The organism is Corynebacterium appendicis CIP 107643 (assembly GCF_030408415.1).
Lineage (GTDB): Bacteria > Actinomycetota > Actinomycetes > Mycobacteriales > Mycobacteriaceae > Corynebacterium > Corynebacterium appendicis.
The window spans coordinates 115205-140719 of sequence record NZ_CP046976.1; the positions used below are offsets into that span (position 1 = coordinate 115205).

General features: G+C 65.5%; 24 protein-coding genes. 9 read left to right on the forward strand and 15 right to left on the reverse strand.

Annotated elements, in window-relative coordinates; translation table 11 throughout:
- Positions 1–5 precede the first annotated feature (5 nt).
- On the reverse strand, positions 6–200 hold the full coding sequence (locus tag CAPP_RS00600) for a hypothetical protein (protein ID WP_234958672.1): 195 nt from the start codon (positions 198–200) through the stop codon (positions 6–8).
- A 383-nt stretch (positions 201–583) separates the two neighbouring features.
- Positions 584–829: a ribbon-helix-helix domain-containing protein gene (locus tag CAPP_RS00610; RefSeq protein WP_076598160.1), complete on the reverse strand. Its 246-nt coding sequence runs from the start codon at positions 827–829 to the stop codon at positions 584–586.
- Positions 830–922: 93 nt separating this feature from the next.
- On the opposite strand from CAPP_RS00610, the gene CAPP_RS00615 reads away from it, so the two are divergent.
- The 3 genes from CAPP_RS00615 to recR all read left to right on the forward strand — a co-directional run bounded on the left by CAPP_RS00615 (position 923) and on the right by recR (position 4555).
- The gene (locus CAPP_RS00615) at positions 923–3469 is read left to right on the forward strand and encodes a DNA polymerase III subunit gamma and tau (protein WP_076598159.1); all 2547 of its coding nucleotides are present in this window, start codon (positions 923–925) and stop codon (positions 3467–3469) included.
- Between the two features lie 91 nt (positions 3470–3560).
- Complete coding sequence (locus CAPP_RS00620; protein ID WP_076598158.1) at positions 3561–3920, forward strand: YbaB/EbfC family nucleoid-associated protein; 360 nt, start codon at positions 3561–3563, stop codon at positions 3918–3920.
- Positions 3921–3928: 8 nt separating this feature from the next.
- A complete protein-coding gene (recR, locus tag CAPP_RS00625; RefSeq protein ID WP_076598157.1) occupies positions 3929–4555 on the forward strand; it encodes a recombination mediator RecR in 627 nt (208 codons plus the stop codon).
- Between the two features lie 61 nt (positions 4556–4616).
- Here the strand turns inward: recR and CAPP_RS00630 are convergent, their stop codons facing one another.
- The 6 genes from CAPP_RS00630 to CAPP_RS00655 all read right to left on the reverse strand — a co-directional run bounded on the left by CAPP_RS00630 (position 4617) and on the right by CAPP_RS00655 (position 11151).
- On the reverse strand, positions 4617–5360 hold the full coding sequence (locus CAPP_RS00630) for a type 1 glutamine amidotransferase (RefSeq protein WP_076598156.1): 744 nt from the start codon (positions 5358–5360) through the stop codon (positions 4617–4619).
- Positions 5353–6660 (reverse strand): Mur ligase family protein, encoded by a 1308-nt coding sequence (locus CAPP_RS00635; RefSeq protein ID WP_076598155.1) that lies wholly within the window; start codon positions 6658–6660, stop codon positions 5353–5355. The genes CAPP_RS00630 and CAPP_RS00635 overlap by 8 nt, the downstream gene beginning before the upstream one ends.
- A gap of 46 nt (positions 6661–6706) precedes the next feature.
- Positions 6707–7810 carry a DNA polymerase III subunit epsilon gene (locus tag CAPP_RS00640; protein WP_084560437.1) on the reverse strand — a complete coding sequence of 368 codons (1104 nt, stop codon included), beginning with the start codon at positions 7808–7810 and terminating at the stop codon, positions 6707–6709.
- A complete protein-coding gene (locus tag CAPP_RS00645) occupies positions 7800–8174 on the reverse strand; it encodes a hypothetical protein (RefSeq protein ID WP_143313805.1) in 375 nt (124 codons plus the stop codon). Before CAPP_RS00645 ends, CAPP_RS00640 begins: the two co-directional genes overlap by 11 nt.
- 59 nt (positions 8175–8233) lie before the next feature.
- Positions 8234–10051, reverse strand: a complete 1818-nt coding sequence (gene leuA, locus CAPP_RS00650; protein WP_076598154.1) for a 2-isopropylmalate synthase — start codon at positions 10049–10051, stop codon at positions 8234–8236.
- 206 nt (positions 10052–10257) lie between these two features.
- The gene (locus CAPP_RS00655; protein WP_200803243.1) at positions 10258–11151 is read right to left on the reverse strand and encodes a DMT family transporter; all 894 of its coding nucleotides are present in this window, start codon (positions 11149–11151) and stop codon (positions 10258–10260) included.
- Positions 11152–11274: 123 nt separating this feature from the next.
- Here CAPP_RS00655 and CAPP_RS00660 point away from each other — a divergent pair, with 123 nt between their 5' ends.
- The 3 genes from CAPP_RS00660 (at position 11275) to CAPP_RS00670 (ending at position 14753) form a co-directional block, all read left to right on the forward strand.
- The gene (locus CAPP_RS00660) at positions 11275–12171 is read left to right on the forward strand and encodes an acetamidase/formamidase family protein (RefSeq protein WP_076598152.1); all 897 of its coding nucleotides are present in this window, start codon (positions 11275–11277) and stop codon (positions 12169–12171) included.
- Positions 12172–12395: 224 nt separating this feature from the next.
- Positions 12396–13661 carry an aspartate kinase gene (locus CAPP_RS00665; RefSeq protein ID WP_076598151.1) on the forward strand — a complete coding sequence of 422 codons (1266 nt, stop codon included), beginning with the start codon at positions 12396–12398 and terminating at the stop codon, positions 13659–13661.
- A 60-nt stretch (positions 13662–13721) separates the two neighbouring features.
- The gene (locus CAPP_RS00670; protein ID WP_076598150.1) at positions 13722–14753 is read left to right on the forward strand and encodes an aspartate-semialdehyde dehydrogenase; all 1032 of its coding nucleotides are present in this window, start codon (positions 13722–13724) and stop codon (positions 14751–14753) included.
- On the opposite strand, the gene CAPP_RS00675 is transcribed toward CAPP_RS00670, so the two are convergent.
- Complete coding sequence (locus CAPP_RS00675) at positions 14750–15307, reverse strand: RNA polymerase sigma factor (RefSeq protein WP_076598149.1); 558 nt, start codon at positions 15305–15307, stop codon at positions 14750–14752. The two genes, CAPP_RS00670 and CAPP_RS00675, sit on opposite strands and share 4 nt — an antisense overlap.
- 197 nt (positions 15308–15504) lie before the next feature.
- Between CAPP_RS00675 and CAPP_RS00680 the strand changes: the two genes are divergently transcribed.
- Complete coding sequence (locus CAPP_RS00680; RefSeq protein ID WP_076598148.1) at positions 15505–17100, forward strand: catalase; 1596 nt, start codon at positions 15505–15507, stop codon at positions 17098–17100.
- Positions 17101–17412: 312 nt separating this feature from the next.
- Here CAPP_RS00680 and CAPP_RS00685 read toward each other — a convergent pair whose 3' ends face one another.
- The 6 genes from CAPP_RS00685 to CAPP_RS00710 are packed head-to-tail and all read right to left on the reverse strand — an operon-like array spanning position 17413 to position 23401.
- Complete coding sequence (locus tag CAPP_RS00685) at positions 17413–17760, reverse strand: Na+/H+ antiporter subunit G (protein WP_076598147.1); 348 nt, start codon at positions 17758–17760, stop codon at positions 17413–17415.
- Positions 17760–18026 (reverse strand): cation:proton antiporter, encoded by a 267-nt coding sequence (locus CAPP_RS00690; protein ID WP_076598146.1) that lies wholly within the window; start codon positions 18024–18026, stop codon positions 17760–17762. The genes CAPP_RS00685 and CAPP_RS00690 overlap by 1 nt, the downstream gene beginning before the upstream one ends.
- Before the next feature lie 2 nt (positions 18027–18028).
- Entirely contained in the window at positions 18029–18538 is a 510-nt protein-coding gene (locus tag CAPP_RS00695) for a monovalent cation/H+ antiporter subunit E (protein WP_076598145.1), read from the reverse strand.
- Positions 18538–20067, reverse strand: a complete 1530-nt coding sequence (locus CAPP_RS00700) for a monovalent cation/H+ antiporter subunit D family protein (RefSeq protein ID WP_076598144.1) — start codon at positions 20065–20067, stop codon at positions 18538–18540. The genes CAPP_RS00695 and CAPP_RS00700 overlap by 1 nt, the downstream gene beginning before the upstream one ends.
- Positions 20067–20456 (reverse strand): cation:proton antiporter subunit C, encoded by a 390-nt coding sequence (locus CAPP_RS00705; RefSeq protein ID WP_076598143.1) that lies wholly within the window; start codon positions 20454–20456, stop codon positions 20067–20069. The genes CAPP_RS00700 and CAPP_RS00705 overlap by 1 nt, the downstream gene beginning before the upstream one ends.
- A complete protein-coding gene (locus CAPP_RS00710; RefSeq protein WP_076598142.1) occupies positions 20453–23401 on the reverse strand; it encodes a DUF4040 family protein in 2949 nt (982 codons plus the stop codon). Before CAPP_RS00710 ends, CAPP_RS00705 begins: the two co-directional genes overlap by 4 nt.
- A gap of 118 nt (positions 23402–23519) precedes the next feature.
- On the opposite strand from CAPP_RS00710, the gene CAPP_RS00715 reads away from it, so the two are divergent.
- Positions 23520–25106 (forward strand): hypothetical protein, encoded by a 1587-nt coding sequence (locus CAPP_RS00715; protein ID WP_076598345.1) that lies wholly within the window; start codon positions 23520–23522, stop codon positions 25104–25106.
- A gap of 95 nt (positions 25107–25201) precedes the next feature.
- A complete protein-coding gene (locus CAPP_RS00720; protein WP_076598141.1) occupies positions 25202–25426 on the forward strand; it encodes a hypothetical protein in 225 nt (74 codons plus the stop codon).
- The last annotated feature ends 89 nt before the right edge of the window (positions 25427–25515 follow it).

Consider the following 25515-nt stretch of genomic DNA (forward strand, 5'->3'; position numbering starts at 1 on the left):
TCGATCTAGCCGGGAAGCATCGGAACTACCTCGACGTCGAACTCGGACGGCGCGAGTCCAAACTGGTACGCCAGCGCCTCGACCACTTCATCTTCGGCGCGGTCCAATCGGCTCGTCTGCGAGACCACCCCGAGCTCTGTGCATTCCAGAACCCACACGCCGCTGGTGCCGCGCTCGGCGGTCACTGTGAACGTGTTCATCGCCACCATCCCTTTCCCAGCTCTGCGTCCTTTGCATTCTGATTAGCGCATGTTGATCCTAATTCAATTACGCGGCGAACGACTCAGTCCACTGACTATTGACGGAACTGCTTTAAGCCTGGACCAAGGGGCGGGTGCCGAGCTTTATTCGAGGAGCCGCGAATATTGGGGGCGGGCTTTCATGGAGTGGATGAGTAGCTCGTCACCGTCTGCTGCGACTACGACGACAGATTCTAGGAGCCGGGCATGGGTGTCGAAGCCAAGTCTCAACTCTCTCCACTGAGTCGTTTCATCGTCGAGTGGCTCGATCCATACGGGATTGGAAGCCGCCTGTATGCCATCAGATGTCGTGATGCCGTGTTTGGTGGCGGACTTCGCACATCTCATGCCGCGGTGAAAGCGTCTATCGCTTGGCGGATGAGTTCGGACCGGGTCACGTTCTTCTCAGTGGCGAGATCGTCGAGTGCTTTCAGTTCGTCGTCGGTGAGGCGGACAGCGACGACCTGCGCTGGAGTCGATCCGCGCCCCGGGCGCCCGCGGCCACGCTTCTTCAGGAGCTCTGGGTCGTAGCCGATCTCGGCTTCGGCGACCCAAGCGTCGATCTGCTCTTGGCTGGCGTTCACAGGCATGACAATACTGTATAACGAAAATATCTGCGCTGGCAATGCCCACTTGTGGGCTGACCCACGGTGGGGGTCACGGGCGCCTAGTAGGGTGAAACCGTGGCTTTGTACCGGAAGTATCGCCCAGCCTCGTTCGCCGAGATGATTGGGCAGGAGCAGGTGACGCGTCCGCTGTCCACAGCGCTGGACAACGGGCGGGTCAACCACGCTTATTTGTTCTCGGGGCCGAGGGGGACGGGCAAGACGTCGTCGGCACGCATTCTGGCGCGCTCGCTGAACTGTGTTCAGGGGCCGACGTCGACGCCGTGCGGGGTGTGCCCGTCGTGCGTCGCGCTCGCGCCGGGCGGGCCGGGCAACCTGGACGTCACTGAGATGGACGCCGCGTCGAACGGTGGCGTCGACGAGATGCGTGAGCTGCGCGAACGCGCGTATTTCGCGCCGGCGGAATCGCGGTACCGCGTGTTCATCATCGACGAGGCCCACATGATCACGGGCGCGGGCGCGAACGCCCTGCTGAAGATCGTCGAGGAGCCGCCGGAGCACCTCGTGTTCATTTTCGCGACGACGGAGCCGGAGAAAATCATCGGCACGATCCGCTCGCGCACCCACCACTACCCGTTCCGCCTGCTCACGCCGCAGGCGATGCGCCAGCTCGTCGAGCGCACGGTCGCGGCGGAAGGCGTCACGGTCGACGAGAACGTCTACCCGCTAGTCATCCGCGCCGGTGGCGGTTCCCCGCGCGACACGCTGTCCATCCTCGACCAGCTGCTCGCAGGAGCCGGCCCCGAAGGGTTGACGTACGAGCTCGCGTTGCCGCTTCTCGGGGTCACCGATCTTTCGCTTATCGACGCCACCGTGGACGCCCTTTCCTCCCGCGACGCCTCCGCCCTGTTCCAGGCCGTCGACGATGTGATTGAGGCCGGCCACGAGCCCCGCCGCTTCGCGATAGATCTGCTCGACCGCCTGCGCGATTTGATGATCATTCACGCCGTCCCGAACGCCTTCGGCCAGGGACTTGTGGATGCCCCCGCCGACCGCGCTGAGATTCTTACCTCCGAGGCCGACAAATTCCCCGGCAACCAGCTCGCGGCGCTTGCCGCCGAGGTCAACGAGCGCATCACCTCCCTGCGCGGCGCGACATCCCCCCGCCTGCTGCTCGAGATCATGATGGCGCACCTCCTCGGTGTTCTCACCGGGACACAGGCGCCTGCCGCCGTCGCCGGCTTGACGAAAATTCAGGACGCCTCCGCCGAGGCCTCCGGCATGGGCGACCAGCCCCGCGGTGCCGCCGCGGCGTTGGCTGCCGCTGCCGCCGTGCAGGCCACCGCCAACGTCACATCCCAGTCCACGCCCGCTCCGCGCGAGGCACCCAAGCCCGCCCGCGAGCAGCGTGAGCAGCGCGCGCCGCAGCCTGAACCGCAGCGTCAGAAGCCTGCGCCGCAGCGTGAGCAGGAGCCCGCAGAGCGGGCGCAACCCCAGCCGGCGCAACAACAGACAGCCCAGCAGCCACCCGCTGAGCAGCCCGCGGAACTCGCGCAGGAGCCAACACCGCAACCGGAACCGCCGGTTCAGGCCACGGCTGAACAAGAAAAGCCCGCAGTAGAGGCAACCCCGGCGGCGGAAACGGAGACTCCGGAACCTGCCAAGGAAGAGACCGGCCAGCCCGCCGAGGCTGCCGTTGACTCCGAGGAGCTCATGGAGCGGATCCGCAAGGAGTGGATCACGTTGCGGCAGTCGGTGGGTGAGCGCAACAAGGTCGCCGAAATCATGCTTACCGAGGCAAAGCCGCTCGGCATGGAGGGAAACACGCTGGTTGTCGGCCACAACACGGGTGCGCTGGCGAACAGCATCAACTCGAAGCACAACAACGACGACATCGCTGCGGTGTTGACGGAGAAGCTTGGCACCGAGGTCGCGGTGCGCTGTGTGGTGGGTACGGACCCAAAAGCCGCGGGCTTTGATGCCCCTGCTCGTGCGCCGCAGGCGTGGAGCCCGCCGCGCGCACAGGAACAAGCGACGGCATCGGAGCCCGAGCACAGCAGCCAGGGCCCTAAGTCCAGTGACACCACCGAGGAACCTCACGCCGCCGAAGGAGATGCCCCCGACGAGCCCACGCCGACGAGCGACGGCTCGGTGGGCGGCGAGAACGAGGCTGTGACTCCAGAACCGGAGGCAGCGCCAGTGCCGTACGACCCGTGGGGGTCCACACCAGCGAAGACCGTCAACTCGGAGGACAGCGGTGCTGAGACATCTGCTCCGTCCAAGGAACCAGCACCGCAGCCGGAAACGCCTGCGCCGGCGCCTGAAAGATCACCTTCCGGCCCAGCGGCGGCTGCGGCAGCGGCGGCCGCCGCGGCAGGTGCCGCCGGTGTCGTGAAAGGGGCGGCTCCCCGAGCTACGCCCGATCCGACGGCGGGGCCGGACACCGGTTTCGGGGAGTCGACGAGTTTCAGCAGCGGAGTGCCGTTGCCGCCGGAGCCGGAAGACGAACCGCCGATGGAGGAAGAGCCGGCGCCGTACACTCGCGAGGATGAAGAGCGCGACATGGTCGACCAGTCACAGGAAGCGGGCACATTCGACAGGAGGAGCCCGACAGAGGTGGCCATAGAGCTTCTCGCTGATGAACTAGGCGCACGGCCCCTGTAGGGGACTCGGTACACTAGTTCAAAGACGGAGCCGCAACGCGCCGGCTGCGTGAAAAGACATAGTTATAAGCGTCCAAGAAAGGTCAACGACCATGACTCAGCCTGATCAGAACGGTATGCCCGACATGCAGGAACTCATCCGCCAGGCGTCTGAGGTCCAGGCACAGATCCAGCAGGCGCAGGAAGAGATCCTCGCCGCGACTGTCGAGGGCTCCGCTGGAGGCGGTCTGGTGAACATCACCATGACCGGTGGCGCAGAGATCAAGGACCTGTCCATCAAGCCGGAGGCTGTGGACCCGAACGATGTTGAGACCCTCCAGGACCTCATCCTCGCCGCCTACCGCGATGCCCACACCAAGGCCGGCCAGCTGGCGCAGGAGAAAATCGGTCCGCTGACGCAGCAGGCCCCGGGCGAGGGCAATGACTTCACCCAGATGTTCGGCGGAAACTAAGCCGCTGTATGTTTGAAGGCCCTCTTCAGGACCTCATCGACGAGTTCTCCCGCCTTCCCGGAGTGGGACCGAAAAGTGCGCAGCGCATCGCGTTCCACCTGTTGAAAACAGACCCGGACGATATCGACCGTCTCCGCAGCGCCCTCGGTGCTGTGCGCGACGGCGTGACATTCTGCCGGATCTGCAACAACGTCTCCCGTGAAGAAGTGTGCCGCGTCTGCGCAGACAGCGGCCGCGATGCGGGATTGATTTGCGTCGTGGAGGATGCCAAAGACATCCAGGTCATCGAGCGCACAGGGGAGTACTCGGGGCGTTACCACGTTCTCGGCGGGGCACTGGACCCGCTGGCGAACGTGGGGCCGAAAGACCTGGCTATTTCCTCGCTTCTGCAGCGCATTGGCGGTGTGCTGCCGGACCGCGACGGTGAGGACGCCCCGGTTATTCACGAGGTCATTCTCGCGACCGACCCGGATACCGAGGGTGAGGCGACAGCGTCGTATCTGGCGCGTCTGCTGAAAGACTTCCCGGATCTGACCACGTCGCGCCTTGCGTCGGGCATGCCGCTTGGCGGCGACCTCGAATTCGTGGACGAGCTCACGCTGTCCCGCGCTCTGACGGGACGCCTGCAGCTCTAGCTTCAGCGCCAGTTCACCACACCGCAGCCCGCCCGACCTGCGGCAGAGGCAAGCACACCCGCTAGCGGCCCATGCGCTCGAGACGCAGGCGGTCGACCTCGGGAAGCTCGAGTGGCTCGAGTTCTTCGAGCGCGATGCCCATCGCCTCGGCGAGGATCAGGTCGGCGAGCTCGGGATTCCGGGCGAGTGCGGGGCCGTGCATGTAGGTGGCGATGACGCTGCCTTGCACGGCCCCTTCGCTACGGCTGCCCCCGCTGCCCTCGCCTTCCTCGCCGCCGTTGCCCTGGCCGTTCGTCACGGAGCCGAGCGGGGAGGCGTCGGCGCCGAGGATCGTGCCGCCCAAGTGGTTCTCAAACCCGGTCAGCGGCTGGGTGAGCGCGGACGTGATGCCGGACTGAGTCGGTGTCGAGACGACCTCGCCGATGGCGCGGGTGGGGAGGGGGGTAGTGGTGGCGTCGATAAGCTCTAAGCCCGCGACCTGCTTGCCGTGGGCGCGGAAGCTCTCGCCGAGGACCTGCAGGCCGGCACAGACGGCGAAAATGGGCCGTCCGTTCGCGGCGGCGCGCGACAGGCCCCCATCGGTGATGAGGTGCTCCGCGGCGAGAACCTGTGCGCTGTCTTCGCCTCCGCCGAGCGTGTACGCGGCGAAGTCGTCGGGCACAGCTTCGCCCAGCTTGATGGGCAGAATCTCGGCGTCGATGCCGCGCATGCGGGCGCGCCCGCGCAGGACGAGGGCGTTGCCGTCGTCGCCGTAGGTGCCCAGCACATCGGGGAGCACGAGGCCGATCGTCAACGAATCAGTCATGGGAAGCCTCCTTGGCCAGCGCCTTCTTCAGGTTGAGCAGGGCCGTGTAGTTCGCGAGCACCTCCACGCGTCCGGGCGGGCACGCGGCGATCGCGTCGAGGGGGTCGTGGATGAGCTCGTGCTCGATCTCCGCGTACAGAAGGCGAACGGCGAGGTCGGTGCCGCGCTCGCCGGACGCTTTCACCGCGATATCCTCGAATTCTTCGAAGCGGACGTCCCACAGCCAGGACAGGTCGGCGCCGTCGCCCTCCTGCCCGTTGACCGCGATGACCAGGCCGTTGGCGCTGCGGTCGACCATCGAGAGGGCCTCCTGCCAACCGGCGGGATTCTTCGCCAGCAGCAGGTGTACGTCGCGGCCGTTCCAGGAGTTCGTCGTGTAGCGGCCGGCGACATCATCAACGCTTTCAGCAGCCTTGATCGCAGCATGCTTATCGACGCCGAACGCCTCCACCGCCCCCGCGATCGCCTGCGCGGCGTTGCCCCGGTTCGCCCTGCCCGGCAGTGCGAGATCGAGCGGGTGCAGGGTGCCGTCGGGGTCGGTCAGTCCCTCGTCGGTGACGGTCCAGTCCGGGGTGGGGCGGCGGAATTCGCGGCCGTCGTCGAGCGGCTTTGTGGCGTACCAGTCGTCGTCGGTGCGGACGATGTAGCCGGCACCGCGCGGATTGGACACCGAATCGCCGGTCCAGCCCGGGCCGGCAGCCACCCACACGACATTGGGCGCGTCGAAGGCGACCGAGGTGACCAGCACGTCGTCGCAGTTCGCAATCACCGTCATCTCCGGGTGCGCCTCCACCGCGGAGCGGAGCTTGCGCTCGATGGAGTTGATCTCGCCGACGCGGTCCAGCTGGTCGCGGGTGAGGTTGAGCAGCACCAGCGCCGCTGGGTCGAGCTTGTCTGCGACAGCGGGGACGTGGAGCTCGTCGACCTCCAGCACTACGTGCGAGGCCTTTTCCCCGGCGAGCAGGGCGGAGATGATGCCGGCGTCCATGTTGTCGCCGCCTTCGTTGGTGGCCACGGTGTAGCGCGAGGCCACCGCGCCGGCGAGCATGCGCGTCGTGGTCGACTTGCCGTTCGTGCCGGTGACCAGCACTGCCGGGCGGCCGCCGCCGAGCTCCTCTAGGATGCCGGGGTCGATCGCGCCCGCGATGAGGCCGCCGATCATGCCGCCGGCGCCGCGGCCGGTCGCGCGCGAAGCCCTCGTGGCCAGTTTCGCCGCGGTAATGGCCGCTGTGCTGCGCAGACGCTTGAACGCGCCCGCCTTGCCCGCTCGGCCTTGTGAACCGGTTGTGCTCGAATTCATGGGCTAAACCCTAGTTGATTGCGAGCTTCAGGTGAGTCAGCGCGCTTTAGGATTGCCCAGCTTCCTCCGCGCGCGCCTGCCGGACCTCGCGCTCCGTCTCTACCGCTGCGAGGAAGTCCTCGTCGCTGACCAGCGGGATGCCCTTGCGGTGGGCATGCATCGCCTTGCCGCGCAGGTCGTCGGGGTCGCCGGTGGCGTTGGTGACCACCAACGAGGTTTCGCGGGTGAGCTTTTCGGCGTAGGTCATCTCCAGGTCCATGATGGCCTGGATCAGCTCGTCGTGCTCGGCGCGGATATCGTCGGAAACCACCACTTCCATGCCGGGACGCAGGCCGGATTTATGCGTGAACTGGCCGGGGTTGCCGTGCTGGGCGGATGCCTTTTCGGCGTCCACGCGCAGCTGCGTGCGCTGCAGCCCGAAACGGTCGGGGGCCAGTTCGTCAGTGGCGCGGGTGACCAGGGGGCCTGCTTCGGCGAGCGCCATGTACAGGCTGACCAGGGCCAGGGTGCGCCCGCGGGAGGTCTCCTCCTCCGGCTGGGCGGCGCGTTCGAGCGACGCCTGGGCAGGGGGAACAGCGACGCCGGACAGGGAGGCGACGGCTTCGAGGCGTTCGTCGATAAGCACTGCTCCTTGTTTGCGCGCGGACGCGAGCGTATCGACGATCCCCTCTGGCCTCGGCACATGCCCCACCCTCTGCCGACGGCGGCCGCCCCGGCGGTTGCGCGAACGGTTCGCACGCGCGGCCGCGTTCATCGCGCGGCGCGCCTCCGAGACGATGAATCCCCACACCAGCGGCGCGTCGTGGACGATAAGCGTGCGGTTGTCGATGAATTTGTCCAGCTTCTTCAAGTGCCGGGAGAATTTCGCGGCGCGCTCGAAATCGTTGCGCTTCACGCCGTGCGTGTGCATCGGGCCCGGGTCGCCGCCGACGTTGAACACCGCGTGGAACTCCTCGCCGACTACGCCGGCGGAGTCGAAAGCGACGCCGTCGAGCGTGACAAGGCGGCCGCTTGACGGGTGAATATTCGTCGTCTGCGCCGTGAACGCGGCGAACGGGAATTTCTCCGGCAGGGACAGTTCGTGCTGCTGGGTGTTACTGCCCTGCGTCGATGCAGGCGCGTTCGGGGTCGGGGTGTCGTTATTTACCATTGGAGCTCAAAAATCGGTCGTGGTTGGGGTGCGTTGTCGCCTCCACCGGGTTTGGGAGCGGGAACGGGCTGGTTGGCTTCCTCGCTACGGGATTCGTCCTGGGAGGTGGACGTCGTGGGCTCTTTCTGAGCGCCGCCGATGCCTCAGCGTCGAAAGCGCCGAGGATCTCGCCGTCCATGCGCGCGACGACATCGCCGGCCGGGTCGAAGCAGACCTCCACCACCGCAGGGGTCCCATCGGAGGAGGGGAAGGGGGTGGGGGAGGCGTCGATAAGCACTGTGCGTTGCGTGCCCACCGGAAGCCACACGCTGCTTGCATGCGGCGAAAGACCAGCGCGGCTGCCCGCAGCGTCGTGCTCGCTCATGCTGATCTCCTCTGGTTCAACGCACTATCCCCAGAGAAGATTAGTACTCGCCGCTGAAATCAATCCAGTGCGCGGTTCGCCGCGGACACCATCGCCTTGATCGACGCGCGCGTCGTCGAGCTCGCGACGCCCACGCCCCAGGCGGTGGTGCCGTTGACCTCGCTGTAAATGAAGCAGGCCGCGTCCGCGTCGCGCCCCGACGTGCGGGCCTGCTGGCGGTAGTCCTTCACCTCGTAGTTCAAGCCCAGCGAACGCAGAGCGTCCGCGAAAGCCGCGATCGGGCCGTTGCCCGCGCCCGTGATCTCGCGCTCGGTTCCCTCGAAGACGACCGTCGCCGCGACCTGCGCCTCGTCGTCGTCTGTCTCCGCGGCGTCGACGTGCAGGTTCGTCAGCTCGAGGTGGGTATCCAGGTCGAGGTACTCGCCGGAGAAGACATCCCACATATTCTTCGAATTGACCTCGCCGCCCTCCGAATCCGTTATCGCCTGGACGGTGGAGGAGAACTCCGCCTGCATCTCCTTCGGCAGGTTGATGCCGTGGTCCGTCTTCATGATGTAGGCGACGCCGCCCTTGCCCGACTGGGAGTTGACGCGGATGACTGCCTCGTAGTCGCGGCCCACGTCCTTCGGGTCGATCGGCAGGTAGGGGACCTCCCACACCGTTTCGCGCAGCTCCTCCCACGCGACGTCGGTGGAATTCGCGTCGGGGCGCACCTTCTGCGCCAGGGCGTCGAGGCCCTTGTTGATCGCGTCCTGGTGCGAACCGGAAAACGCGGTGAAGACGAGCTCGCCGCCGTACGGGTGGCGCTCCGGCACGCGCAGCTGGTTGCAGTACTCGACGGTCTCGCGGATGCCCGCAATATCCGAGAAATCGATCTGCGGGTCCACGCCCTGGGTGAGCATATTCAACCCGAGCGTGACCAGGTCCACGTTGCCGGTGCGCTCGCCGTTGCCGAACAGGCAGCCCTCGATGCGGTCCGCGCCAGCCAAATAGCCGAGCTCCGCAGCCGCAATGCCCTCGCCGCGGTCGTTGTGCGGGTGCAGCGACATGATGATGGAATCGCGTTTTTTGAAGTTGCGGTGCATCCACTCGATCGAATCGGCGTAGACATTCGGGGTGATCATCTCCACCGTGGCCGGCAGGTTGATGATCATCGGGTCCTCCGGAGTGGCTTCCATGATGTCCACGACCGCGTCGCACACGTCGACCGCGAAGTCCAGCTCCGTTCCGGTGAAGGATTCGGGCGAGTACTCCCAGCGCCAGTGCGTGTCCGGGTAGTCCTTCGCCACCGTCTTGATCAGCTCGGCAGCGTCGGTGGCCAGCTTCTTGATCGCCGCTCGGTCCTTGCGGAAGACCACCTCGCGCTGCAGCTTCGATGTCGAGTTGTAGAAGTGCACGATCACCCGCGGTGCTCCGGCGCACGCCTCGAAAGTGCGGCGGATCAGGTGCTCCCGCGCCTGCACCAGCACTTGGATGGTCACGTCCTCCGGGATCATGTCCTCTTCGATGATCTCGCGCACGAAATCGAAATCCGTCTGGGACGCCGACGGAAAGCCGACCTCGATCTCCTTGTAGCCCATTTCCACGAGCAGCTTGAACATGCGGCGCTTGCGCTCCGGGCTCATCGGGTCGACGAGTGCCTGGTTGCCGTCACGCAGGTCCACCGCGCACCACTGCGGGGCGACGGTGATCTTCTTGTCCGGCCACGTGCGGTCCGGCAGCGAGATGTCCTCTACCTCTTTAGCGAACGGCAGGTAGCGCTCGAACGGCATCGACGAGCCGCGCTGCATGTTCCACGCGGGCTGGTTCGGGTTGCGGGGGCCGTTCGGCGTGCGGGTTTCCGCGGGTGCGGCGATGTGTGCGTCGGAGGGGGTCATGGCTTCAAGTCCTTTTCTGCGGGGTCTTCAAAAGGGGGTGCACGGCCGGCATGCTGAACTCCGCGACGGGGCGCCAGCCGTGATGTGAGGCCTAGAACCCGCCGCGGCGCAGAAGTAGGGCAGCTCCCGGAAGAGCCCTGATCGCCGCGGTTGCCAATGACATGTTTCACATCCTAGCCATAGTGTGGCGGCGCGCAACCATCCGGTCAGAGGGATTTGCGCGACAAGAAGAAGGTGGCCACGAACATCGCCAGGACAGCCAGCGCCATCAGCACCCAGCCCCACACGGTGCTCACCGTGAATGTTTCGCCCAGCAGCGTCATGCCGAGCGAGTACGCGAGCAGCGGCTCGAAAATCTTCATCGCGGGCAGCGACTGCGACAAATTTCCGGCACTGAACGCGTACTGCTGCACGATTGTGCCGACTATAGCCGCGCCGAGCAGGGCGTACAGCGGCCACGTGGTCACCAGTTCGGGTACGCCGCCGCGCACGAACGCGTCAACCGTCGTCTTCGAGAACACCGCCAGGTAGCCGAAGATCGCGCCGCAGACCGCCCCCAGCAAAAACGCGCGCATGACGGATCTTTGCCGCCTCGCCGCTAGCACAGTCACGCCCATCACGACCACGCCCGCGCCCAGCGCGACAAGCCATTCGCTTATCGACGCCTCCCGCGCCCCCGGCTCCGGCCTGCCCAGCACCACCAGCACTCCCACCGCGACGGTGAGAATGGTGGCCCAGAACGTCTCGTCGATTTCCATTTTGCGCTGTTCCACGCGCGCCGACAGCACCAACGTCAGAAGCAGTGAAAGCACCAGGACCGGCTGCACCACCAACAGCGTTCCGAAGGCCAGCGCCACTGCCTGGAAGCCGTACGCCAGCCACGCCAGCGACAACGACAACCACCACGTCGGCCGCCTGATGGCCCCGATCGCCCCCGCCGAGCGCTGCCCGCCCGCTTCGTCCCGCTTCTCCCGCTTTTCCAGCTTTTCCTGCTGTTCAGCGTTGTAGCGCAGCACAATCTGGTGGCGCCACACGGTTCCGATCGCGATCGTCAGCGCAGAGGCGAACGCGAAGAAAACGGCGAGGGCATTGTTGTGCACCCGGTTCATCGTAGTAGCTGGGGTGCACCCCGTTCGGTGCCCCGGCCGCACCCGCACCGGCGTGTTAAAGCGAGTACATCTACGGTGAAGGTAGTGGTGAGAACGTGATCAAGAGAGGAAACCATGCACTCCATCAATGCTGAGCATTTTGTTTTGTCGATGTCTGCCGAACACGAGCCCAAGCTGGAGATCGGCAGCGGCGACGAAGTGACGGTGCAGACCATGGATTGCTTTTCGGGCACGATCGCGGATGAATCGCAGTTGTTCAGCTCGGTTGGCTGGGACAAAGTGAACCCGGCGACCGGCCCGATCGCCGTGTCCGGCGCGCGCCCCGGAGACACCCTCAAGGTCGAGGTGCTCAGCATCGAGGTGGGCGACCACGCCACCATGACCACGCACCCGGACTTCGGCGCCCTGCCCGGCACGGTTGAAGAGCGCACCCGCAAGATCCCGGTGCGCGACGGAAAGGCCTTCTTCAGCGACGAGATCGTGCTGCCTATCCGTCCGATGATCGGCGTGATCGGCACCGCCCCCGCCGGCGAAGACGTGCCCACCGGCGAGCCCCGTCAGCACGGCGGCAACATGGACACCAAAGAGATCGTGGCCGGCTCCACGCTCTACCTACCCGTCGAGGTCGACGGAGCGAACCTGAGTATGGGTGACGTCCACGCGGTGATGGGCGACGGCGAAGTCGCTGTCTGCGGCGCAGAAATTGCGGCGGAAGTGAGGGTCAAGGTCACTGTGCTTTCCGGGCGTCCGCTGCCGTTGCCGTTTCTGGTCTCTGGCGATTCCGTCTACGCCATCTCGTCGGAGGTCGAGCTCATCGACGCCGTCACCGAATCCACCCGCATGATGCGCGATTGGGTGGCTGCCGAGAGTAGCCTCGACCCGACTGATGCGCTCATGCTTCTCTCCTTGGCCGGCGACACACAGATCAGCCAGGTCGTCGACCCGCGCCTGACTGCCCGGTTCCGTCTACCGCTGAGCGTCCTGGAGCAGTGTGGCGTCGAGCTGCCGTAGAGCCCTCCCGCCGCAGCAGCGCGTGCCCCGGAATCCTGAGTTCCGCGCCGAATATAGTTCTATACAGAAGCGAGTCCGCTGACTTACGCTGTTAGGCGGTCCGCTCAGGCGGCTGATTCGGCGATTCTGGATGCTTCTGGCGCAGCCTGGGGCACGCCGTGCTGACAACCTCATAGAATTTTGCACGTACCTTAAGTTTTAGATTCATGGAAAGGCGGACCAGGGTGGCACTGATCGTCCAGAAATACGGGGGATCCTCGCTGGAGAGCGCCGAGCGCATTCGTGCCGTCGCCGAACGCGTGGTGGCCACACACAAGGCAGGCAACGATGTCGTGGTGGTCTGCTCCGCGATGGGCGACACCACTGACGAGTTGCTGGACCTGGCCGCGCAGGTCAACCCGACTCCGCCGCCGCGCGAGATGGATATGCTGCTCACCGCCGGCGAGCGCATCTCCAACTCCCTGGTGGCCATGGCGGTCGCAGGGCTCGGTGCGCCGGTGCAGTCCTTCACCGGTTCGCAGGCCGGAGTGATCACTACCGAGCGCTACGGCAACGCTCGCATTCTCGAGGTCACCCCGGGCCGCGTCCAGGACGCCATCGATGCTGGCAAGATCGCCATCGTCGCCGGTTTCCAGGGTGTGAACCGCGACACCCGCGACGTGACCACCCTGGGCCGCGGCGGATCCGACACTACCGCGGTGGCGCTCGCCGCCGCCCTCGGTGCCGACGAATGCGAGATCTACTCGGACGTCGACGGCATCTACAGCGCCGACCCGCGCATCGTCCCCGACGCGAAGAAGCTTGACAACCTCTGCTTCGAGGAGATGCTCGAGCTCGCCGCGTCCGGCTCGAAGATTCTGGTGCTGCGCAGCGTCGAATACGCCCGCGCATTCAATGTTCCCATGCGAGTACGCTCGTCTTACAGCAACGACACGGGCACGCTGGTGTCCGGAGCGATGGAGGATATCCCCGTGGAAGAAGCAGTCCTGGTCGGTGTCGCCACCGACGATTCCGAAGCAAAGATCACCGTGTTCGGCATCCCCGACGTCCCCGGCGAGGCCGCGAAGGTCTTCCGCGCGCTCGCCGACGCCGAGATCAACATCGACATGGTGCTGCAGAACACCTCCACGCAGGGCAATAACGTCACCGACATCACGTTCACCCTCCCGATCGCGGACGGCCCGCGCGGCATGGAGCTGCTCACCGACCTGGTCAAGAATGAGGGCTGGGAGGACGTCACCTACAACGACGAGATCGCCAAGGTCTCGCTCGTCGGAGCCGGAATGAAGTCTCACCCGGGAGTCACCGCCGAGTTCACGGAGGCGTTGCGCGACAAGGGCATCAACATCGGCATGATGAACACCTCCGAGATCCGCATTACCGCTGTGGTGAAGCGCGGCGATATGGAGGAAGCCGCCCGCGTCATCCACGACAAATTCGACCTCGGCGGCGACGAGCCCGCCGTCGTCTACGCCGGCACCGGCCGCTAAAACACGCCCGGAAAATCACGGGCGAGCCGAAGTGCACCAGAAGTAAAGGAGAGAGTTTTCATGACCACCGTCGCCGTCGTCGGAGCCACCGGCCAAGTCGGGCGCGTGATGCGCGAGATCCTGCAGGAGCGCAATTTCCCGGCAGACACGGTGCGCTTTTTCGCGTCGCCCCGCTCGGCGGGCAAGGAGCTCGAGTTCCGCGGCGAGAAGATCATCGTTGAGGACCTCACACAGGTCACGGCGGATTCCGTGAAGGACGTCGACATTGCGCTGTTCTCCGCGGGCGGTTCGACCTCGAAGGAATGGGCGCCGGTCTTCGCGGAGGCGGGCGCGACGGTCGTCGACAATTCTTCCGCGTGGCGCAAGGATCCGGACGTGCCGCTCATCGTCTCCGAGGTCAACCCCGGCGAGGCGAAGAATCCGCCGAAGGGGATCATCGCGAACCCGAATTGCACGACGATGGCGGTCATGCCCGTCGCCAAGGCGCTTGACGACGCAGCGTCGCTGCACACCATGCGCGTCGCCTCTTACCAGGCGGTGTCGGGGTCGGGTCTGGCGGGCGTCGATACGCTTGCCGCGCAAGTCGCTGAGATCGGCGACCGGAATGTCGAGCTGACTCACGACGGCTCACTGCTCAAACCGGACGAGCTCGGCCCGTACGTCGCCCCGATCGCGTTCAACGCGTTGCCGATGGCCGGCAACTTCGTGGACGACGGCACCTTCGAGACCGACGAAGAGCAGAAGCTGCGCAACGAATCCCGCAAGATCCTCGGCCTGCCCGGCCTCAAAGTCTCCGGCACCTGCGTCCGCGTGCCCGTTTTCACGGGCCACACGATGGTCGTCCACGCCGAATTCGAGCGTCCGATCACGCCCGAGGAAGCACAGAGTGCGCTTCACGCCGCCCCCGGCGTCACCGTCGTCGACGTCCCCACCCCGCTCATGGCTGCCGGCCAGGACGATTCCTTCGTCGGCCGCATCCGCCAGGACCAGACAGTCGACGATAACCGCGGCCTTATCTTTGTGGTGTCCGGCGACAACCTGCGCAAGGGCGCCGCGCTGAACACCATCCAGATCGCGGAGCTGCTCGTCTAACCTTCCGGTTCGCCAGTCCCGGACGCTGCCATCAGGTCGCGTCTCGCACGGGCCACCCGGGAGCGGATGGTGCCGACGCGCACGTTCGCGATCTTCGCCGCCTCCTCGTACGTGTACCCCAGCACCTGGGTGAGGATGAGGGCCTCGCGGCGCTCGGGCGCGAGTTCGTCGAGAAGCTGCCGCGCGTCCATCACCTCTGACCACGTGTTCGGATTGTCTTGGCTCGGCTGCTGCGCCGCCACGTCGTCGTATTCCGCCGCCGCCTTCCGCGGCCGCGCCATGTCGTGCCGCACCGAATCCACCCACGCCCGCCGCGCCAACGACAGCAACCACGTCCGCGCGCTCGACCGCGCCGCGAACCGGGGGAGTGCGCCCAGCACCCGCAGGTACGTCTCCTGCGTCAGGTCGTCCGCCTGCTCCCGGCCAGCCAAGTGCGCCAGCAGGCGCCACACGTCGTCGTGCGTTAAGCGGATGAATTCAGACAACGCTTGTTTGTCGCCGCGGCCGGCGCGCAAAGCCAGATCCGTGACATAAGCGTCGTCCCTTTTATTCACGAGTGCAGACGTTACCAGCCTAAAGGCCGGTGACCTGCGAACGATGGGCGGACAGCTACTCGAAACTGGCAGGGGGCTGCCGGATGATTCAAACAAAGTAATGAGTTAGGGCGTACTTGCTTGAAGGGCCTATCAGGCGTGCGTAGTGTCGGGTTCACCAGTGAATCAAACCTGATTTAACGAGGAGGGCCACCTACATGGCTGACAATAAACCTGCTGAAGAGATTGTGAAGAAGGGCGAGCGCGCCGCCGGTAACGGCAAGACCACCCGCCTGGGCGGCCAGCCGGTCGTGTCGGAGAACATCTCCGTCACCGCCGGCCCGCAGGGCCCGAACTTGCTGGACGATATCCACCTCGTGGAGAAGCTCGCTCACTTCAACCGCGAAAATGTCCCGGAGCGCATCCCGCACGCTAAGGGCCACGGTGCATTCGGTGAGCTGCACATCACCGAGGACGTTTCCAAGTACACCAAGGCCAAACTGTTCCAGCCGGGCACCGTCACCCCGATGGCCGTGCGTTTCTCCACAGTCGCAGGTGAGGCCGGCTCCCCGGACACCTGGCGCGACGTCCACGGCTTCGCCCTGCGTTTCTGGACCGAGGACGGCAACTACGACATCGTCGGCAACAACACCCCGACCTTCTTCCTGCGCGACCCCGTTAAGTTCCCGGACTTCATCCACTCCCAGAAGCGCCAGCCGGATTCCGGCCTGCGCAACGACGAGATGCAGTGGGACTTCTGGACCCGCACCCCTGAGTCCGCCCACCAGGTGACCTACCTCCTCGGCGACCGCGGTACCCCGAAGACCTCCCGCCACCAGGACGGCTTCGGTTCCCACACCTTCCAGTGGGTCAACGAAGAGGGCGACGCAGTCTGGATCAAGTACCACTTCAAGACCCGTCAGGGCTGGGAGTGCTTCACCGACGAAGAAGCAGGCAAGATGGCCGGCGACAACGCCGATCACCACCGCGAGGACCTGTTCGAGGCCATCGAGCGCGGCGACTACCCGATCTGGGACGTCAAGGTCCAGATCATGCCGTTCGAGGATGCGGAGAACTACCGCTTCAACCCCTTCGACCTCACCAAGATTTGGTCCCAGAAGGACTACCCGCTTGTCGACGTCGGCTACTTCGTCCTCAACCGCAACCCGAAGAACTTCCACGCTCAGATCGAGCAGCTGGCTCTTGACCCGTCCAACATCGTGCCGGGCGTCGGTCTGTCCCCGGACCGCATGCTGCAGGGCCGTGTCTTCGCATACGCTGACCAGCACCGCTACCGCATCGGACCGAACTACAAGGACCTGCCGGTTAACCAGCCGATCGTGCCGGTGAACACCTACGCAGAGCGTGGCCCGATGGCCTTCTTCTTCAACAACGAAGGCGAGCCGAACTACAGCCCGAACCGCACGGACAAGGGCGCGGGCTACCTTGACAACGGTGAGGATTCCTCCTCCAACCACACCTCTTACGGTCAGGCCCACGACCTGTACGTCAACCCGGACCCGCACGGCACCGACCTGGTCCGCGCCGCCTACGTCAAGCATGCCGAGGACGATGACTTCGGCCAGGCAGGCACGCTGTACCGCGAGGTCTTCGACGACGCAGAACGTGAGCGTTTCATCGACAACGTCACCAACAAAATGCTGCCGATCGAGGACAAGGACGTCGAGGAGCGCACCTTCGCCTACTGGGGCAAGGTCGACGCCGACCTTGAGCCGAAGCTCCGCGAGGTGCTGGCCAAGAAGCGCGAGGACGCTTCCAGGGACTTCGAGGAAGAGGTCTCCTTCAACGGCTAGAGGCTCACGCTGCTAGGCGCGGCTTCCCTCCGCCGAACCCCTGTTCACTGCTGCCGGATGTGTAGCAGTGAACAGGGGTTCGTTGTTTCTGCCGCCGAGGCTCCGAAGAATGCGCCCCGGTGATTGCCCCGGACCCAGCCTTCCACGCGACGAGGCCCCCGGATCGAGTCCGACCCGCGCTCGAACACTCCCCCTGAAACGCTAAATCCAGCTATCTGGACCCAGCTAACCGGCTTGATAACGGTGAATAGCTGGATCCAAATAGCTGGATCTGGTTTTTGGTGGGGTGGACGCGTTGGGCGTCGATAAGCGTTATTGCTTTTTCGCGCGCTCCTCGCGCAGCAATGCGGCGCGCGGATCGACGACGGTGACTCCGTGGATCGCGCGGCCCATGATGAACGAGCCGACGGAACCGACAATCCACACGCCGAGGATGGCGACGACGGCGCGGATGAAATCGCCCGCGTTGACACCGTCGGTGGACCAGTCCGTGATGAGCTTGGCCAGGATGAGGGCAGGGAAGGCGATGCACACCAGCGGGCCGAGCAAGTTGACGCGGGTGAGGGCGTTGGGGGCGCGCAGCTGCAGGATCAGCGTCGCCACCGACATGAAAACGGCGAGGAACACGAAAACCAGAACGATGATCTGCCAGATAGCCATTAGCGGCGCCCCCTCGAGATGATGCGTGACATCGACAGCGTTGGGATCGCGCCGCAGACGATTGCCGCGAGAATCGCGATCTCGTAGCCGATGAACGTGTCGTTGAACAGGGTCCAGATGAAGTAGAGGCAGACCATCGTGTAAAAGATGTAATCCGCCATGACAGCTCTGTCGAGCTCGTCTTTCGAACGCAGGATCGCTAGCAGCCCGGCGACCATGCACACGGCCATGATGCCGATGCATACGGTGAGGATCATTTCAAACATGGTTAGTTCCTCTCTTTCGTGGCGCGCTCTGCACGGCGCTTGCGGGCACGAGCGCGGGCACGGCGTTCGCGGCGGGCACGGTCGGCGGCGTCGATGGGGTCGGCGGCATCGGGGTTGAGGCGGCTGCGGAAGTCACGGTAGGGCTCCCACAGCACCTGCGCGGGGTCGATGGGCTGGTCCTTGACTCGGGGGGCGACGTGCTCCTCCATGTCGGCGAGCCCGGCGACGATGTCTTCGGGGTTCGAGCCGAAAGCGGCTTGGACGAGCATTACCTGCGGCTTGCCGGGAATATTGTCGCGGAAGCCGAAGGACAAGGTGGACGGGGTCGCGGTGACGGAGGTGGAGAACCAGAAAAGTTCCCAGTCGCCGTCGATACGCAGCGGGTAGTAGACGATGATTGGGTCGATGCCGGAATTCGGGCGCAGCGCGGCGAACGCGGTGCTGAAACCGACGACGATGATCTCTTTGACGATCCAGAAGAAGTATCGGATGCCGTGCAGGATGGTTCTCATTACTGGCCCCCTTGCAGGTTAGCGGTGTCGGGCACCCCGATGGGGTCGGGGCCGAGGACGGCGGAGGAGTAGGCGTCGACGTCGAGAAGCGCGTCGATGGACGCCGTCGTCGCGCCCCACAGCGGGCCGGCGGCGAGGAACATCGCAAGCGAGATGAGCATCAAGCTTGCCGACGGCGCCAGCAGCGCCCCACGCACGTTCAGATTCCTCGGGAACCGCTGCATCGGCTTGCCCCAGAAGACTTCCCGCCAGACGCGGAACATGGCCAGCATCGCGCCGAAGGACGCAATGATGATAGCGGCGATGACGACCCAGGCTCGCTCGTCGCCGCCGCGCGCCGCCGCGAAGACGAGGGTGAGCTTGCCCCACAGGCCGGAGAATGGCGGGAAGCCGATGACGGAGAACGCGCCGGCCGCGAAGACAGTGGCGGTGAGCGGGTCGCGCCGCGCGAGGCCGGAGAGCTTCGAGATCGTGCCGGTGCCGTAGGTCTCCTCGATCGCGCCGGAGTTGAGGGTAAGCGCGCCGATCGTGATCATGTGGTGCAGCGTGTACATCAGGCCGGCGGCGAGCGCGTACCGCGGGTCTTCCTGCGTGAACGCGAGCATGACCAGGATGAACGGCATACCGTTGACCATCTGGTAGCCGAGCACCTGGCGGATCGTGGATTCCGCGAGCCCGGCGTACGCGCCGACGAGCATGGAGACCACCATCACGGCGATGATCAGCCAGTTCCAGCGCGGGTCCATGTCGAAAATGACGACCCATATGCGGAACAGCATGTACACCGCGACCTTCGTGTGCAGGCCGGAGAACAGGCCCATGACAGCAGCGCTTGTCGACGTGTACGTCCGCGGCAGCCACGTATGCAGCGGGAACACAGCGGCCTTCGCGCACACGGCGATGACCACGATGCCCATGGCGACTGTGACGGGGCCATTGCCGGCCGCTGCTCCCTTCAGCGCACCGATATTGACTGCGCCGGTGGCCGCGTAGACGAAGCCGACGCCGATGAGTAGGAAGGTCGATGCAGAGAGATTCACCAGGACGAATAGGCGCGCCGACTGGAGACGGTGGCGCGTGCCGGTCATGGCGATCAGGCCGTAGGACGGCAGCAGCATGACCTCGATCATGACGAAGAAGTTGAACAAATCCGCCGTGAGCAGCGCGCCGGAGACACCGGTGAGCAGCACCAGGGACAGCGGGGTGAAGTACCGCGCGTGGGTCTCACCGGAGATGATGGCGAACCAGTTGGAGATCAGGGCCACCAGCATCGTGGTGATGAGCATGATCGCGGAGAACTGGTCGCCGCCGAGCGCGATGCCGGCGCCGCCGGGGTAGAGGCCGATGACGTGGCCGATCGTTCCGTGCTGGGCGGTGTGGCTGTACAGCCAGATGCCGCCGGCTAAGTTGATAGCCGGGATGATCAGCCCCAGCGCGCTGTTGAGGGCGCGCCACGGGGAGATCGCCGTGATCGCCGCGACGATGAGCGGCAGGGCGATGAAAACGGGGAGAAGTGCTTCAGGGGCCACTAGTTGCGCACCCCCTTATGGGCCTTGCGTCCGGCGGTGGTGAGGGCGTCGGGGCCGAGCTTGGCCTCCTGTTCGGCGTCGAGAATGTTGTCGATGGTGTCGTCGTCGCGCCCGAGTGCTGCCATGAGAAGCAGGATCGTCGTGGTGGCCATCGCGATCACGATGGCTGTGAGGACGAATGCCTGGGGGAGCGGGTCCGCCATCTGGTCCATCGGGGTCGTGGAGGGGAATGCTTCCCCGCGCCATGCCCCGTTGCCGGCGGCCAGCAGCATCAAGTTGCCTGCGTGGCCGAGCAGCGACATGCCGAAGACGATGCGAACCATGCCGCGCTGCATGATCAGGTACACCGCCCCCGCAATGAGGATTCCGACGGTAGCTGCGTAGATCATCGTGCGCCTCCGTTTTCCTTGTCGTTGGAGGGATTGCCGCGCGCACCGGAGATGATGGCGCGGGCGAGGTCCACCGGCTCGGATGCCGGGTTGATGGGCTGTGGGCGGGGGTCGACGGTCTGCTCGGAAGCGGCCGTGGTGGGGACATCTGGAAGAGGGTTCTCGTCGCTGCGGTGGTAGTCGAGCTGCTCGTGGTCCGCGCCGGGGCGCAGGTAGCCTCCCATGCCGTTAATAGCCATGGTGAGCATGCCGAGCACCGCGAGGTAGATTCCCGCGTCGAAAATAAGCGAGGTGGTCATGTGTTCCCCGGCGATCTCGCCGTGGATGGCGTAGAGGAACCCGCCCTCGATGAAGCCGATGAAGCCGGCTGTCAGCGCGACGATCACGCCGACGCCCGCGAGGTAGACCGGGGTCTTCTCGCCGACGGCGTTGTCGTCCGAGCCCTGCGACAGGTAGCTGAGAACGAATGCGGTGGCCATGACCAGCGCAGCGATGAAGCCGCCGCCCGGGACTGTGTGGCCGCGGAAGAAGATCAGCACGGACAGCACCACGAGGATCGGGACGATCAACTTCGTCACCTTGCGCAGCGGCAGGGTGTTCAGGCGGGACTGGCCGAACGGTGCGGGGCGAGTGCCCTCCTGGAAGTCGTGGCGCGGCACGGAGGTCGTCACGGCGGCGATGACCACGGCGGCCATGCCCAAAACGGAGAGCTCGCCCAAGGTATCGAAGCTACGGAACTCCACAAGAATCACCGCGACGATATTGTCGCCGCCGGTGAGCGGGCCCGTCTCGTTCAAGTACCACATGGCTAGCTCGGAACGGTCCTGCCGGCCGGTCAGGGCATAGACACCGGCAAAGGCCACGACACCCGCCACCACCGCGAAGATAGCCGACAAGGTCTTGCGGCGCTTCGACACATCCGGGAACAGACGCGGCTGGTAGCGCAGCACCATCATGATCACCACGACAGTGAGCGCTTCCACCGTGAACTGCGTCAGAGCCACGTCCGGAGCGCCGAGCAGCAGCATCTGCAGGCTCACACCGACACCGGTGGTGCCCAGCAGCAACGCCGCCGTCATGCGCTTGGTGGTTGCCATCATGCCCACCACCGACACGACGATGATGAGAAGTGGCAGGAGATCCCAGTAATTGGTGAGGCCCTCGGTGCGCGGCGCCGGGACGACACCGTCCACACCGGTGGTGAAAAGCATCGTGGCCAAGCCCAGCGCCACAATGACGCCGACCGGCCACTTCAGGTGGCGCGACGGGTCGTAGGAATTAGCCATGGCACCGGCAGCGCGCCCGATATCCGTCGAGCCGTTGACGATCATGCGTAGGATCTCGTTGCCGGTGTAGGGGAGAAGCATCTTGTTCTCCAGTGCCTTGTACACCGGCTTGCGCACAAAGATGAACGCGATGCCCGCGACCAAGACCAGCGCAGACACGATGAACGGCCATGTCACGCCATGCCAGAGAGCCAGGTGCGACTCAAACGAGGAGTCCCCGGTGATGGAGTGGACGGCGCGGGTGACGGGGGCGTCGATAAGCGGAAGCCCGAAGACGACCGGGACGGACAGAAGGCCCGGAATTGCTGCCGGCAGCCAGAGCGCGACGGGTGCTTCGTGGACGCCGCTCATGTCGCGCGTGCCGTCGATGAACGCGCCGAAGACGATCTTCGCGGAGTAGACGAAGGTCAAAAATGCCGCGAGGCCGGCGAGGACGAGCAGGGGGGCGCCGTACTGCGTCGAGTGGAACGCCTCCAGGATCGACTCCTTAGACACGAAGCCGAACAGTGGCGGGACGGCGGCCATCGATGCCGCCGCGACGACGACCGACGCGAAAGTGAACGGCATCTTGTCGTAAATCTTGCCCAGGCGGCGGATGTCGCGGGTGCCCGTCTCGTGGTCGATCACGCCGATGAGCATGAACAAAGACGACTTGAATAGCGCGTGCGCCAACGTGTGCACGAGAGCCGCCGCAAACGCCGCTGGCGTGCCGACGCCCACCGCCGCCACGATCCAGCCCAAGTGCGACACCGTCGAGTACGCCGTGAGGTGCTTCAGGTCCGTCTTAGTGATGGCGAACACCGCCGACATCAGCGCCGTGCCCAGGCCGAACGCGACCAGAATGACATTCCACGTCGGGTTTAAGCCGAAGATGGCGGAGAAACGCAGAAGCAGGTAGACGCCCGCCTTGACCACCGCGGCCGCGTGCAGGAACGCGGAGACCGGCGTCGCCGCCGCCATTGCCTCCGGCAGCCAGAAGTGGAACGGGAACTGCGCGGCTTTGGTGAAGCCGGAGAACGCGATCAGCACGGCCACCGTCGTGGTCAGCCGCGGGTTGTCGGCCCACACGTCGGAGGTGAGAATGCCGTCGAGCTGCGTCGTACCGGCGCTCACCGCCGCGACCGCGAGGCCCGCCAGCAGGGTCAGTCCGCCGAAGAACGTCAGCGCGAGCGTGCGGAAAGAGCCCGCCTCGCCCGAGGAGCCTGAGCGCGCGATGAGCAGGAATGATGCGATGGACACGAGCTCCCAGCCGATGAATAGCACGACGACGTCGCCCGCCGTCACGAGCAACAGCACGGACAGCGAGAACGCCGTCATGATCGTGTAGAAGCTCGTGTTGCCGTCGTTTTCCGGAAGGTACGCCGCGGAGTACAGCATCACCATGCCACCGATGCCGAGCGCGAGGAGCGCGAAGAACAGGCTCAGCCCGTCCGCGCGCATCCCGAGCTCCACGACGGTGCCCGGCCCGAGCAGATCATTCGCCCAGGTAGTAGAGAAAGCTGGTGTCGCGCCGTCCCGCGCGGCGTTCGCGAGAATACCGGCCGCGACGAAGAACACCGGCCCGATCACCCACCCCGCCCGGCGGTCAATTGCGCGCACCAACACGGGGGATAGCACCACGGTCGCGGCGACTAGCCCGAAGACCAAAAGAAGAGCCATGTGTGCTCCAGCCTGTGTAGCGGTTGGCAAACATTTCAAGGGTAACAGTAAAACAGCGTATAGCTCACCGCGGTGTGTCACATACACAACATTCGCCACAATCATTACATTGCTCGGTATGAAGTGGAACGCCATCACGCCTGTCGCCGCCCTTCTCGTTCTGGTCGCCGCAGCCTTCGCGCCCATGAACCCCGCCTCCACGTGGGTGCCGCGCGGCGCCGAGAGCGCCTCCGGCGCGCCCGCCGCCTACTCCGGCGCAGACAACTTCGTCGACGCCCGCCGCGCTGCCGGCGACGCCAGCGCCCAAGCCGGCTTCCTCACCCAGGGCACGTCGAAGCTGAAAGACGGCACCGAAGAGCTTCGCGACGGCTCCACCGAACTCGCCGACGGCGTCTCCGCCGCCAAAGACGGCGCCGACGAGCTCTCCCAAGGCATGACCGAAATCCAGGCGGGCACGGGCCAGCTTGCCGACGGCGCCACCCGCCTCGCAGACAACGTCGGTGGCGCCGTCGACCAAGTCGTCGGGTTCGACGCCATTCGCGGCCAAGTTCTCGCCGCCATCGACGACACGCTCGAAGGCACACGCGGTAGCAACGACCCCGAGGTCAAGGATCTGCGCAGCCAGCTCGAGGACCTCCGCACACAGGTCGACACCGCCGAGCTGCCCGAAGACTGGACCAGCCAGCTCACCGAGCTCAAAGACGGCTCCCGCGAGCTCGCCAACCAACTCTCCACGCCCGGCTACGCCTACCACGACGGCATCTACTCCGCTACCAACGGCGCCGCCGACCTCGCCGAAGGGCTCGGCGACATGAACGACCGCGTCGGGGAAGCAAAGGACGGCGTCAACAAGCTTGCCGACGGCGCCGCCAAGGTCGACGACATGGCCACCAACACCAAGGACCGCATCGGCGATGTGCAGCGCGCGCTCCCCGCTGCCGCGCCGGTCGCAGGTGCTGCGAGCGGCTCAGCAGGAGGGGCTGGGGGAGCGGGTGCCACCGGCGAAGCGTCGATAAGCTCGTCGCTTCCTCCTCTCGCCGCGATGCTCGTGAGCGCCCTCGCCGTGCTCGGCGGCCTCGCCGCGGCCCTCGCCGCATACGGCGTGACCCGCTCGCGGTGGAGCATTCTCGGCCTGGGCACGCTGCTCGCCGCCGGTGCCGGCACCATCCTGGTCACGATCCTCGGCACTGGCCTTACTCCTCTTGCCATCGCCCTCACTGGGCTCGCGCTCGCACTGGGTTCTCTCGCGTCTGCCGGGATCACGTGGATCCTCCGCGACGCCTTCGGCGAGCTCGGCGGCACCGCCGCCGCGGGCATCTTCGCCCTCGCGCAGACCGGTGTCGTCGGCTGGGTCTGGTCCCACGCCGCCACCGGCGACGTCGACGGCATCGTCCGAGCCTTGTCGTCCGCCATGCCCATGCATTGGAGCACGTCCGCCATCTCCGCCGCCGGCAACAACGGCTCAACCACTGCCATGTGGACCGGCATCGGGCTGTCTGTGCTGCTCGCTGTGCTTGGGATCGTGGCGATGCGGGCGAGCCGCCCCTCCGCCGTCTCCGCGCTTGACGAGGCCGACTCTGACTACGGCTCCGATGACGGCGACTACGGCGACGATCTCTACGTCGCCGACGGCGAAACCGTTTTCGACGACCGCGGCGACACTGCCGTCCTCGAGGCCGAGGACGTTATCGAACACAAGCGCTAAACCGCGCACCTCGCTGTCGCTGCCGTCATGTAGGCTCCTGCGCTGTTCCCCACAACCGGGAGGACACCCCGCATAACTGAACAAAGGAGTCGCGCATGACCACCATCACCGCCCGCCAGATCCTTGAGCGGGAAGGTCGACCGCTCACCGCCGACGTGCTCGGACCCGTCAGCGGTTACCGCCATTCGCCCAACTCTGTGCGCCGATGCTCGAAGTGCTACGACGAGATCATTCTTCACGGCCGGTTCGGCTGGCTCCACGCCGAATCGCTCGAGCACGACTGCCTCGACGCCGAGAACACGGCCACCTGCGCCCGCTAGCGGCGGCGCAAAGATCTGGGGCGAGAAACGGCCTTGTGCGCGGATGATTGTAACCGTGCACAAAACCAGCTCTGAGACCGCAAGGCCTC

Excerpts from the sequence above, each read along its gene's own strand:
- CAPP_RS00600 (WP_234958672.1), bottom strand. The coding sequence starts at position 200 with ATGAACACGTTCACAGTGACCGCCGAGCGCGGCACCAGCGGCGTGTGG.
- CAPP_RS00610 (WP_076598160.1), bottom strand. The coding sequence starts at position 829 with ATGCCTGTGAACGCCAGCCAAGAGCAGATCGACGCTTGGGTCGCCGAA.
- CAPP_RS00620 (WP_076598158.1), top strand. The coding sequence starts at position 3,561 with ATGACTCAGCCTGATCAGAACGGTATGCCCGACATGCAGGAACTCATC.
- recR (WP_076598157.1), top strand. The coding sequence starts at position 3,929 with ATGTTTGAAGGCCCTCTTCAGGACCTCATCGACGAGTTCTCCCGCCTT.
- CAPP_RS00630 (WP_076598156.1), bottom strand. The coding sequence starts at position 5,360 with ATGACTGATTCGTTGACGATCGGCCTCGTGCTCCCCGATGTGCTGGGC.
- CAPP_RS00635 (WP_076598155.1), bottom strand. The coding sequence starts at position 6,660 with ATGAATTCGAGCACAACCGGTTCACAAGGCCGAGCGGGCAAGGCGGGC.
- CAPP_RS00640 (WP_084560437.1), bottom strand. The coding sequence starts at position 7,810 with ATGGTAAATAACGACACCCCGACCCCGAACGCGCCTGCATCGACGCAG.
- CAPP_RS00645 (WP_143313805.1), bottom strand. The coding sequence starts at position 8,174 with ATGAGCGAGCACGACGCTGCGGGCAGCCGCGCTGGTCTTTCGCCGCAT.
- leuA (WP_076598154.1), bottom strand. The coding sequence starts at position 10,051 with ATGACCCCCTCCGACGCACACATCGCCGCACCCGCGGAAACCCGCACG.
- CAPP_RS00660 (WP_076598152.1), top strand. The coding sequence starts at position 11,275 with ATGCACTCCATCAATGCTGAGCATTTTGTTTTGTCGATGTCTGCCGAA.
- CAPP_RS00670 (WP_076598150.1), top strand. The coding sequence starts at position 13,722 with ATGACCACCGTCGCCGTCGTCGGAGCCACCGGCCAAGTCGGGCGCGTG.
- CAPP_RS00680 (WP_076598148.1), top strand. The coding sequence starts at position 15,505 with ATGGCTGACAATAAACCTGCTGAAGAGATTGTGAAGAAGGGCGAGCGC.
- CAPP_RS00685 (WP_076598147.1), bottom strand. The coding sequence starts at position 17,760 with ATGGCTATCTGGCAGATCATCGTTCTGGTTTTCGTGTTCCTCGCCGTT.
- CAPP_RS00690 (WP_076598146.1), bottom strand. The coding sequence starts at position 18,026 with ATGTTTGAAATGATCCTCACCGTATGCATCGGCATCATGGCCGTGTGC.
- CAPP_RS00695 (WP_076598145.1), bottom strand. The coding sequence starts at position 18,538 with ATGAGAACCATCCTGCACGGCATCCGATACTTCTTCTGGATCGTCAAA.
- CAPP_RS00705 (WP_076598143.1), bottom strand. The coding sequence starts at position 20,456 with ATGATCTACGCAGCTACCGTCGGAATCCTCATTGCGGGGGCGGTGTAC.
- CAPP_RS00710 (WP_076598142.1), bottom strand. The coding sequence starts at position 23,401 with ATGGCTCTTCTTTTGGTCTTCGGGCTAGTCGCCGCGACCGTGGTGCTA.
- CAPP_RS00715 (WP_076598345.1), top strand. The coding sequence starts at position 23,520 with ATGAAGTGGAACGCCATCACGCCTGTCGCCGCCCTTCTCGTTCTGGTC.
- CAPP_RS00720 (WP_076598141.1), top strand. The coding sequence starts at position 25,202 with ATGACCACCATCACCGCCCGCCAGATCCTTGAGCGGGAAGGTCGACCG.